Annotated in this window: 8 protein-coding genes; 6 read left to right on the top strand and 2 right to left on the bottom strand. The window is 64.1% G+C overall.

Features of this window, described 5'->3' with window-relative positions:
- The 3 genes from KDH09_10020 to KDH09_10010 all read left to right on the top strand — a co-directional run.
- The coding region (locus KDH09_10020) for a flotillin family protein (GenBank protein MCB0220018.1) at positions 1–292 on the top strand (292 nt) is incomplete at its 5' end.
- Between the two features lie 37 nt (positions 293–329).
- Positions 330–638 carry a hypothetical protein gene (locus KDH09_10015; GenBank protein MCB0220017.1) on the top strand — a complete coding sequence of 103 codons (309 nt, stop codon included), beginning with the start codon at positions 330–332 and terminating at the stop codon, positions 636–638.
- A 115-nt stretch (positions 639–753) separates the two neighbouring features.
- The gene (locus tag KDH09_10010; protein MCB0220016.1) at positions 754–1,647 is read left to right on the top strand and encodes an alpha/beta hydrolase; all 894 of its coding nucleotides are present in this window, start codon (positions 754–756) and stop codon (positions 1,645–1,647) included.
- Here the strand turns inward: KDH09_10010 and KDH09_10005 are convergent.
- Together KDH09_10005 and KDH09_10000 are read right to left on the bottom strand one after the other, a co-directional pair.
- On the bottom strand, positions 1,644–3,212 hold the full coding sequence (locus KDH09_10005) for an FMN-binding glutamate synthase family protein (protein MCB0220015.1): 1,569 nt from the start codon (positions 3,210–3,212) through the stop codon (positions 1,644–1,646). The two genes, KDH09_10010 and KDH09_10005, sit on opposite strands and share 4 nt — an antisense overlap.
- Positions 3,213–3,349: 137 nt before the next feature.
- Positions 3,350–6,787: a VCBS repeat-containing protein gene (locus KDH09_10000; GenBank protein MCB0220014.1), complete on the bottom strand. Its 3,438-nt coding sequence runs from the start codon at positions 6,785–6,787 to the stop codon at positions 3,350–3,352.
- Positions 6,788–7,055: 268 nt separating this feature from the next.
- Here KDH09_10000 and KDH09_09995 point away from each other — a divergent pair, with 268 nt between their 5' ends.
- The 3 genes from KDH09_09995 to KDH09_09985 all read left to right on the top strand — a co-directional run.
- Positions 7,056–8,645, top strand: coding sequence for an acyl--CoA ligase (locus tag KDH09_09995; GenBank protein ID MCB0220013.1), 1,590 nt, complete (start codon positions 7,056–7,058; stop codon positions 8,643–8,645).
- Between the two features lie 251 nt (positions 8,646–8,896).
- A complete protein-coding gene (locus tag KDH09_09990; protein ID MCB0220012.1) occupies positions 8,897–9,679 on the top strand; it encodes a class I SAM-dependent methyltransferase in 783 nt (260 codons plus the stop codon).
- A gap of 217 nt (positions 9,680–9,896) precedes the next feature.
- Positions 9,897–10,201, top strand: a 305-nt coding sequence (locus KDH09_09985) for a hypothetical protein (protein ID MCB0220011.1), incomplete at its 3' end; no start/stop codon positions are given.

The following is a 10,201-nucleotide window of genomic DNA, read 5'->3' as shown; positions in this document are numbered from 1 at the left end:
TGGCGATGTTCGCGCAGCGGCTACCTTCTTGCTCGTAGAAAAACTCGAAGAGATCGTCGGCAAGCAGGTCGAGGCGATCCAGAACCTCAAGATCGACAAGATCACCGTCTGGGACACCGGCTCCGAGGGGGGCAAGAGTTCAACCGCCAACTTCCTGTCGGGAATGATCAAGACCCTGCCCCCGCTCCATGACCTGGCGGAAATGGCCGGCGTCGATCTGCCCGATTACCTGGGTGAGATGACCGGCAAGAAACCCGCATCCCCGAGCAACGGCGAACCCGCCAAGGGTTAGCTCTACTTAACTCCCAAGGTACAATGAGCAGGTAATCATGAGAGAAGGCGAATCGAAAACGAACGATCCCGCAATGACTGAGTTTTCTCGACGCCGCATTCGCCAGTATGCGTTCGCGGTTCCTGCCATTGCGTCGTTGTTTCTCGCCTTCTGGCTGCAAGACCAGGCAGGCGATGTGTTTCTCGGAATCGACAAGGGCATTTGCCTCATCGGGTTGATCGCCATTGTCGTCTCCTACGCGGGCTTCTCGCTCTGGAACTGGCGATGCCCGGCCTGCAACTCTTATCTGGGCAAGGGTATGAACCCAAAGTTCTGCTCAAAGTGCGGGGCCGCACTCCAGGGCTAACCCGTCGACCCATCAGTCCACTTTCTCTTCCCTGGGCATTGCAGTGTCTTTCTCGCGTGGGAATATGTCGGTTAAGCTTCGCACCGCGACGGCGCACATGCCGGAGGATCACCCCATGCAACATCACAAACGACGAACGCCGCGGCCGGTGATGCGGGCGATCAGCGGCGTGTTCCAGCTTGCCTCAAAGCCCGCGCGCGAGCGCGCCTACCGGGGCGACTACCGCCTGCTGCGCAGGATGGTCGACGCTGCCGGAAGTGCGCAGGTGCGCGGGGTTCGGACCCGTGACACGATAATGGACGGGATCGGGGTGCGCTGGTTTACGCCGACCAGCCCGAGGGGCGAAGCGACCATTCTGTATTGCCATGGCGGCGGATTCTGCGCGGGCTCGGTGCGCAGCCACACGGCGCTGGTCTCGCGGCTCGTGCAGGCCAGTGGCCGCCGGGCGCTCGCTTTCGACTACCGCCTGGCGCCCGAGCACGCCTACCCGGCCGCCATCGACGATGCGATGCGCGTCTACCGGCACCTTCTTGAAGAGCGCCCGGGCGAGAAGGTCGTTCTGGCCGGCGATTCCGCCGGCGGTGCGATGGTCTTTGCGCTGGCCCAGCGCATCCGCGACGAGGGAGTTCCCCCTCCGGTCGGCATCGTGGCCATCTGTCCGTGGGTGGATTTCGAAATCAAGACGCCGCGCGCCGCGGGCTTTGAAGACCCGGGCCTGCCGATCAAGCTCATGGACGCCTTCTCGCGGCACACCTTCGTCGATCCAGCGACGCACGCCCTGGACCGGGCGGGTTTCGAAAACCTGCCGCCGGTGCACCTGAGCCTCGGCGGAGGCGACACGCTCCATGCCGAGGGCAAGGAACTCGCAAAGATTCTGGCCGAGGTGAACCCCGGCTTCCATGCCGAGGTCTGGCAGGACATGCCGCATGTCTGGCAGTCCCTGCACCCGCTGCTTCGCGAGGCCATGCCGTCCATTCGCAGCATGGCGCGGTTCATCGAGGGGCTTTAGCCCGCCTTCTCTTCCTTGATCGTCACGGGGTCTTTCTCGCGCGGGCGCATGTGGGGGACGGCGTCGTAGGGGACGAGTTCGTCCATGCTGACGAGCTTGTTGAAGTCCACCATTTTCATCACATCGCCGCGTTCGAGCTGATTGAGGTGCGTCTTGCCGCAGGCGTGCAGGACGAGGTTGAGTTCGTGGATGACGGCGGCGTGGTAGTTGGCCACGCGCGGGGCTTTTACCTCGGGCACGAGGCCGCGCTGGAGCCACTTGCTCTGGGTGGCGACGCCGGCCGGGCAGTGGTTGGTGTTGCAGCGAAGCGCGTGGATGCAGCCGATGCTGAGCATGAAGCCGCGCGCGCTGTTGGCCATGTCGGCACCCAGGGCGGCGACGATGGCGAGCTGCGCGCCGGTGAAGACCTTGCCCGAGGCGATCACGCGGATCTTCTCGCGAAGCCCGTGCCGGCGTAGCGCGTTGTCGACGATCATGAGCCCGTCGTGGAGCGGGTATCCCAGGTAATCGGTCATTGCCAGCGGCGAGGCGCCGGTGCCGCCCTCCGCGCCGTCGACCGTGATGAAGTCCAGCAGAATCCCCGTGTTGATCATCTCCTGGCACAGGTCCTCGACGAAGGCCGGGTTGCCAAGGCAGAACTTCACGCCCGTGGGCTTCTTCGAAATCCCGCGGGTCATGTCGATCCACTCGAGCATGCCGCGGATGTCGTCCCACTCGCGGTGACGCGTGGGCGAGAGAACGGACTTGCCGACGGGCACCTTGCGGGTGGCGGCGATCTCGGCAGTGACCTTCTCCCCGGGAAGCACGCCGCCCTTGCCGGGCTTGGCCCCCTGAGAGAGCTTGATCTCGATCATTTTGATCTGCTCGCGGCTCGCCATCTCACCAAAGAGCTCGGGATCGAAACCGCCGTCGGCGGTACGGCAACCGAATTTGCCTGTGCCGATCTGCCAGCAGATGTCGGCGCCGCCTTTCAAATGATAGGGCGAGACGCTTCCCTCCCCGGTGTTGTGAAAACAACCGGCCATCTTCGCGCCCTGCGAGAGCGCGGTGATGGCGTGCGCGCCGAGCGAGCCGAAGCTCATGGCCGAGATATTGAAGACGCTGGCTTCATAGGGATTGGGCGTGCGCTCGCCTACCACGACGCGCGGCTGGGTGGGTTCGACGTCGAGCACCGGAAAGGCGCTGTGGCGCATGAGTATGGTGCCCGGCTTGTCCATGTCCTTGCGCGTGCCGAAGGCCACGGTCGCCGTCATTTTTTTCGAGGAAGCATAGATCCACGCGCGCATGTAGCGCGGGATGGGACGGTCATCCCGGTCGCTGGCAAAAAGATACTGGCGCAGCTCGGGGCCAACGGTCTCCAGGGCGTAACGCAGCATGCCGATGACGGGAAAATTGCGGCGAATGGCGTGTTTTTTCTGCGTCAGGTCGTAGATCGCGATGGAGATCGGAATCACCACGAACACCAGCAGCAGGAGCACGCCGGGAATGCCGCCGAGCAGGCTGATGAGCTGGTTCATTTTCAGGGCATCGGCGCCCCGTTCAAAGAGTCCGGTCAACTGATTCACGCGCGATTCCTCCGCGCCCGGATGCCGGGCGCCCGTGGTGGACCTGTCTGGTCAGTCACTCTGACTGATGCGCCCAGTATATTCGAGGTTCCAAAAATATCAGCCCGGCTGCATTTCGTCACGGGGCAGCGGGAAGTTCAGGAGCGGCGCGGCCTTGCAAGCGCCGCGAGCGCCATCGCCATGAGCAGCAGGGAGAGCGAGAACCCCGGCTCGCGCCGGGAAGCAAGGGTGCAACCGCCGGAGGAGGCGGATGCGTCCGCACCCGGCGGCGGATCGCTCACCGTGATGCTTACCTCGGCATCGTCGGTGCGCTGACCGTCACTGATCTGGTAGGAAAAGGAATCGCTGCCGGTAAAACCCGCAGGCGGGGAGTAGGTAAAACTGCCGTCGGCCGCGATGCTGACCGTGCCGCCCTGCGCGCTGGTGTCGATAAAATTGCTCACACTGAGCGGAGCCGTGCGCCCGTCATCGGTGTCATTGGCAAGCACGCCCGACGCGGCCCCTACGCTCAGCGTCTTGTCACGGATCGCTTCATAGGCATCATCCATGGCAAACGGGCGGGCGTTGTGCACGTGCACGACCTCCGCACTGACCGGTCCGCCGCCGCCCTCGCAGGTCAGCGTATAGGTCGTGTCCCCGATCGGGTTCGGAAAATACACGCCGGAATCCAGCGAGAGCATACCGACTGCGTAGGGAGAGGCCAGCTCGCCGCCGCTCAGCTCGCAGGCCGTCGCATTCTGTGTCGCCCACTCCAGACTCTCCAGCACGCCCGGATAAATCAGGGATTCCACCCCCAGGAATTCATCGATCACGACGTCGCCGACTGCGACGGAGACCAGCCCCGATGTCACGTCGCCGCCCAGCCCGCCTGCGACCGGCAGATCGGTTTCCTGGTCGAACACCATGAGGCCGTCAGCGGCCGGCAGCGTCACCCGAAATGTGGTGGGGCTGGTAAAGGCAGTGATGTTTTCGATCCCCGCAGCGACAAAAAGCGTGCTGCTCTCGCCGGGGCCGAGCAGGAATGCGTCGGGAATCGGATCCAGCGAGGTCACAACGTCGAGTGACCAGCGCCCCGCACTGAAAACTGGACCGAAACTCAGGTCGACCCGTGTATCGAGCAACCAGTCGAAGTCGCCCGACCCGTCGTCGGCATACACCGAGATGCCGGCAATCAGGGCGTTGTATTCGGAGTATTCCATGGGATCACCGGCCGTGACTTCCAGGTCGAGGCGCAGGCCCATCAGCGCAATCGCTGCGTCCCCGGGTTTCCCATTGTTCGTAATGGTCAGTTTCAGCAGCGCATAAGACTCTTCTTCGAGCGCTGTGACGGGCGCCAGGTCCTCCACAACAACGGAAAAGACGCCGCCTACGTTTTCAATCCAGAGCACGCGGCCCGTTGCGGCCTCCGAGACCGCGAGGTCGAGGTCCCCGTCGCCATCGAGATCGCCCGCCTCAACGTGGGAGAGCGCGGTGCCGACCTCCGCGAGTTCGTTGGGCATGTTGGCCCACCGGGCATGTCCCGCGTCGAGGTAGAGCAGGTCGGTCATTCCGTCGCGGTCGAGGTCGGCAAGGCTGATCTCCACCGAGTTCGCGTTCTGGAGCAGGAGCAGTTCCGGTTCAAAGAAACCGGCACCCCCGTTCTGCCACAAGGGCATGTGCACACCGCCCAGCGTCCGGCCGACCAGATCAACGTAACCGTCGTTGTCAAAATCCGCAGCGGCGATGGAGGCCGGACCGTCAAAGGGATCGAGCAGGGTGCGCGGCAGGTTCTGCGCCATGCCGAAGCTGCCGCTGCCGTCGTTGATGAAATAGACGAAATCATCGAGCCCGCTGGCCGCGACGGCCAGGTCGAGATCGCCGTCTCGGTCCACGTCAATGGGCCGCACCATGCGCGCGCCGGTCATGCTCGAGGAGATCACGTTGGCGCTCGGGTTGATGTCGTTGTTCACGCCATCGCCAAGCCGGTTCTCCAGCCAGAGCACCGAGTCGGCGGTGGTTGTGACAAGGATGTCCTGGTCGCCGTCGCCGTCGACGTCGCCGAGCGTGGCAAAGGTCTCTGTGAGCATCGCGCTGGTCGCGTGGGCGTTCCACATCCCGGTGCCGCCGGGATTTTCGAGCCACACCGGCGCAACAGAGTCCCCGCTCGCGGCAACGACGAGATCGAGATCCCCGTCCCGGTCGAGGTCACCCGCCGCTAAGGCCACCGGGTCGGATACGCTCGCCAGGGTGGCGGCGCTCGCGAAGCCGCCCGCGCCGTCACCGGCGATCCAGCCCACTTCCCCCGCGCCGATGCCCGCATAGACAATGTCCGGGGCGCCATCGCGATCGAGATCGGCGATCAGGATCGGCAGGTCGCCCGAAGCCTCGCCATCGAGCAGCGTGGCGGCAGGGCCATGAAACTCCGGCCATGCGTGGAACCGGCGGTTTTCATACCAGACAACCACGTCATCGCCGCGGCCTGCCACCACCGCGTCAGGATCGCCGTCGCCGTCGACATCCCCGACCGCCAGAGAGCGGGGGCCCGCCGGCTGATCAACCAGTCCGTGAACACCGAATGTCCACCCTGACCCCGTTTTCTCGATCCACCGTGCAAAGCTCGCATCGCCGGAAACACCAAAGGCGTCGGGATCACCGTCGCCATCGACGTCCGTGAAGACGGCCGCATTCAGTCCCGCGCCCGCTGCAATCAGTTGCGGTGTATCGAGCGCGACCGGGGGCTGGCCCATCGTCGGCGTCCCCAGGTTATGCGCCACGTATAGTTCGGCGCTCGCCCCGGCGGTTGTCAGCCAGAGATCGGGCCAGCCATCGGCATCGATGTCGGCGGCGCCCAGCGAAACAACACCGGCAAGCGAGGCGATGCGTCCGGCCGCATTGAAGGAAGCATCGCCCTGGTTCTCGAAGAAGAACACGCCGTCGCTGGCGGCATCGTCCACCGCAACAAGCACGTCAAGATCGCCGTCGCGGTCGGCATCGTGGAGGGTCGCATCGAGCAGGCCCGCAATGCCTGCAAGCACCGCCGGGGCGGCGAAAGTCCCCGCGCCGTCGGTGTTTTCGTACCAGATCACTTCTTCATCGCCCTGGAGCACGGCGATGATGTCGTTGTCTCCGTCGCGATCGAGATCGCACACATAGAGAGCGCCGGGACCGCCGGTGCCGGTCTCCAGGTTCTGCTTCGCGCCCCAGGCGATGGGCTCCATGCCGGGCCCCAGGTTCTCGAACCAGAAGATTTCTTTCTCCGAGGCCGAGAGCAGGTAGCCCTGGGCGCCGACCACATCGATGTCCCCGTCACCATCGAGATCGCCGGCGGCCGCGCCCCAGACATCGCCGCCCAGCGGCAGCGCGGTGAGGCTGCGCGCACTCGCAAAGACCCCGCTGCCGGTGTTCTCCACCCACGAGATTTCCTGATCGAACTGTTCGGCCACCAGCACGTCGAGATCGCCGTCGCGGTCGAGATCGATGAGCTCGATGTGAACCGGCCCATCCAGGTCCATCGCGTTGTGAACGTAATGCTTGGTGAAGCTGACTTCGGCCGCCAGGGCCGTGCCGGCAAACGCAAGCAGCAATGCGATCGACACGAAGGCAAGCTGTATCCGGGCAGGTCTCATTCTCTGGGATTGCTCCAGCGCTGCGGCCAACCGGCTTTCGGCGGCTCATAATGCTTGGTTGTTCGGGTCCGTCCACTTTTGATACTCCAGCACGTAGCACCTGCGCAAATCAGCGCCTTTGCAAGTGACCGATATTGCTACATTTGTTGCAAATTCCGAGGCTGGTGCTTTCCCCGATTTTCGGGGCTAGGCTTTCAGTGATCCCTGAAAATGTTTGATATCACTGGAGGACCGCCGCATGTCCGAGCCGACGCCCGAACTCAAACCCCTGCACCAACTCTTCTTTGAGCGTGTGCAGGAAGCGCCCGAGAAGACCGCGCTCGTCCTACCGGAGGGGACCGAAGTCTCGCGCGGCGAGCTCTGGGAACAGGCCTGCCGCGTGCGCGCGTTTCTCGAGAGCAAGGGCGTGGGGCCGCGCGACCGCGTGGCGCTCATCGGCGTTTCCACGGTTTCTTTTTCGGCCGCCATCTGGGGAACGCTGAGCCTCGGCGCCACGGCGGTACCGCTCAACTACCGCCTTCCCGAGGAAGAGCTCGCCTGGCTCATCGGCGATGCCGGCGCGAAGGCGATCCTCTCCGACAAGCGCTATCTCGACGTGCTTGAAAAGGAAGTGAAGGCCGAGATCGCCGGGGGTGTTCCGGTTGTGTGTTTCGACGAGGCCTGGGAAGGCGCAGCGAGCTGGCAAGAAGTGCAGGCCTGCGAGCCCAGCGACGCGCAGCGGGTTCCCTATGCCTCGCCGCTCGAAGACATCATCTACGTTCTCTATACGAGCGGCACTACAGCCAAACCCAAGGGTGTCGAAGAGCCCCACAAGGGCTATGCCATCACGGCCGCCGCCCCCTCGCCCATTCCGCCCGAGGCTGTCGTCTATGCCCACGCGCTGCCGCTCTATCACCTGGCCGGGCTGGCAACGCTCACCAGCGGAATGGCGCGCGGCGGTCGCTACATCATCATGGACCGCTGGAATCCCGAGCAGTTTCTAAAGGCCGTCGAGCAATTCAAGTGCACGGTGACCTTCCTGGTGCCGACCATGATGTGCGACCTTGTAGAGTCCGGACTGCTTGGCAAGCACGATGTCTCCAGCATGCTGCTCATCGCCTACGGCGCGGCGCCCACACCGACCGACGTGCTCATCGGCATGATCGAGGGCTTTCCCAAGACCTTCTTCATGCAGGTCTACACCCAGACCGAGGGCGCCAGCCGGGTGACCCAGCTCGATCCCGAGGACCACAAGCTCTCAAACGATAATCCCGAGCTGCGCGCCAAGCAGATCCGGCGCCTGCAGAGCATCGGCAAGATCGCGCCGGGCGTTGAGGCGAAAATCTGCGACGAGAGCGGAAACGAAGTTTCCCAGGGCGAAATCGGGGTCCTCTGGTACCGCACCCCCGGCGCGATGCGCGGCTACATGAACCGCGAGAGCGAAACGCAGGATACGCTGCGTGAGGGGTGGATCGTCTCGGGCGACATGGTGCGCATGGACGAGGACGGCTACGTCTACATCGTCGGGCGCTCCAAGGACTTTCTCATCCGCGGCGGCGAGAACATCGCCCCGCGCGAGATCGAGGAAGTGCTCGAATCCCATCCCGACGTCATCGAGGCCGCCGTCGTCGGCAAGCCCCACCACCGCTGGGGCGAGATCGTCGTCGCCTTCGCGCGCTGCCCCGAGCGCAAGCCCACCGAGGAATCACTCAAAAGCCTGTGCCAGGCGCACCTGGCCGGCTTCAAGGTCCCCGAAAAGATCTGGATCCGCGACGAACTGCCCCGCAACAGCGTGGGCAAGATTCTAAAGCGCGAGCTGGCCGAAGAGGCGAAGCATCTGGAGGTGTGAGAGAGACTTCCGCCCCCGCTCCCCCTCCCGGGGGAGCTGTCCGGCAACGCCGGACTGAGGGGGTGCCGGCACCAGCACGCTCTTTCCGAAACCTGATCGCCAACTACCCAACCCCCTCAGCGCGCCTCGCGCGCAGCTCCCCCGGGAGGGGGAGCGTGTCTGGTCGCGGCCTTTCAGGCCGTTCTAGATCACACTTTCCGCCCCATTTTGTGCTGGCGCAAATTCCCCGGATGTGCGCTATAGTGGGAATCATGAGCAGCAACGCAGCCAAGGCCATCGACCAGTTCTCGCCGCGGGCGCACGCCTATGTCGAGAGCATCGACCACTCGCACGGTCCCGATCTCGAGCTTGTGATCCGCGTGCTTGCGGGCATGCGCTATGAGCGCGCCCTCGATGTGGCCACCGGCGGCGGGCACTGCGCCCTGACCATCGCGCCCTATTGCGACAAGGTCATTGCCGCCGATGTCACCCCTGCCATGGTGGAGGCCGCGCGCAAGTTCTTTGCCGCCCAGGAGCTCGAAAACATCGAGGTCGTCGAGGCCGACGCCCACGCGCTGCCCTTCGAGGACCACCACTTCGACCTGGTGACCTGCCGCATCGCGCCCCATCACTTCGAGGATCCGGCCGCCTTTATGGCCGAGGTCGCCCGCGTGCTGCGCCCGGGCGGGAAGTTCCTGCTCATCGACAACATCGCCCCCGAAGACGAGCGGCTCGACGCATTCATCAACTGGCTCGAAGCCGCCCGCGATCCCTCCCACGTGCGCAACCTGAAGGTCAGCCAGTGGCGCGAGACCGTCGAGGCCGCGGGTCTGGAGATCCGCGAGTGCCTGCGCCTGGAACGCCGCCACGTCTTCGAGCGCTGGTGCCGCCGCGCCGGCATGGACGAGGCCGCCATTGCCGAGCTCACTGCCGACGTGCTGCGCACCGAAAAACACGCGCTCGAAGCCTACGACGTCCAGACCGACCTCAAGGGCAACCGCATCGAGAGCTTCCGGGACCTCAAGGTCTTCCTCCTGGCGAGAAAGCCCAGCTAGTCCCCCCAACCCGCAGGAATTGCAGCCAATTACGTGAATGTCCGATAAATCGGACACATCGGGGCAGCACCCCGGACCACCCTTCCCTTCGCCGAACAAATCATCAATCATTTCAATAAGATAGAAATTTCAGGCAGACGGCCCGTTTGGCACTACCCTTGCGTTCTATATGGGACGGAAAGGTACGCGGTAAAAGGTCGACGGATAGATGATTCGGTTGCCAACAACCAAAACGCTGCGTCTGGGGCTCTTTTCCCTGGTGGCCCTCCTGGCATCCGCCTGCCAGAACACCACGGTTGTGCCCGGCGCGGACCCGATCATCGAGCCCGGCCCACCGGCCCTCGAACCCCACATGACCCAGGCCAGTGCTTCGACCCAGTATCTGGAGACAAGCGAGCCAGCCGCCCAGGTCATGCTTGAAGTGGGATTCGAGGACCTGGATCTGACCCAGCTCGGTCAGGTTCCGCTGGTGGGAACGATGCGGGTCCAGTTCCTCGACGGCAGCGTCCAATCTCTGGAGCT

This window comes from Chrysiogenia bacterium, assembly GCA_020434085.1.
Classification (GTDB): Bacteria; JAGRBM01; JAGRBM01; order JAGRBM01; family JAGRBM01; genus JAGRBM01.
This window is presented reverse-complemented; position numbering and strand designations above follow the sequence as displayed.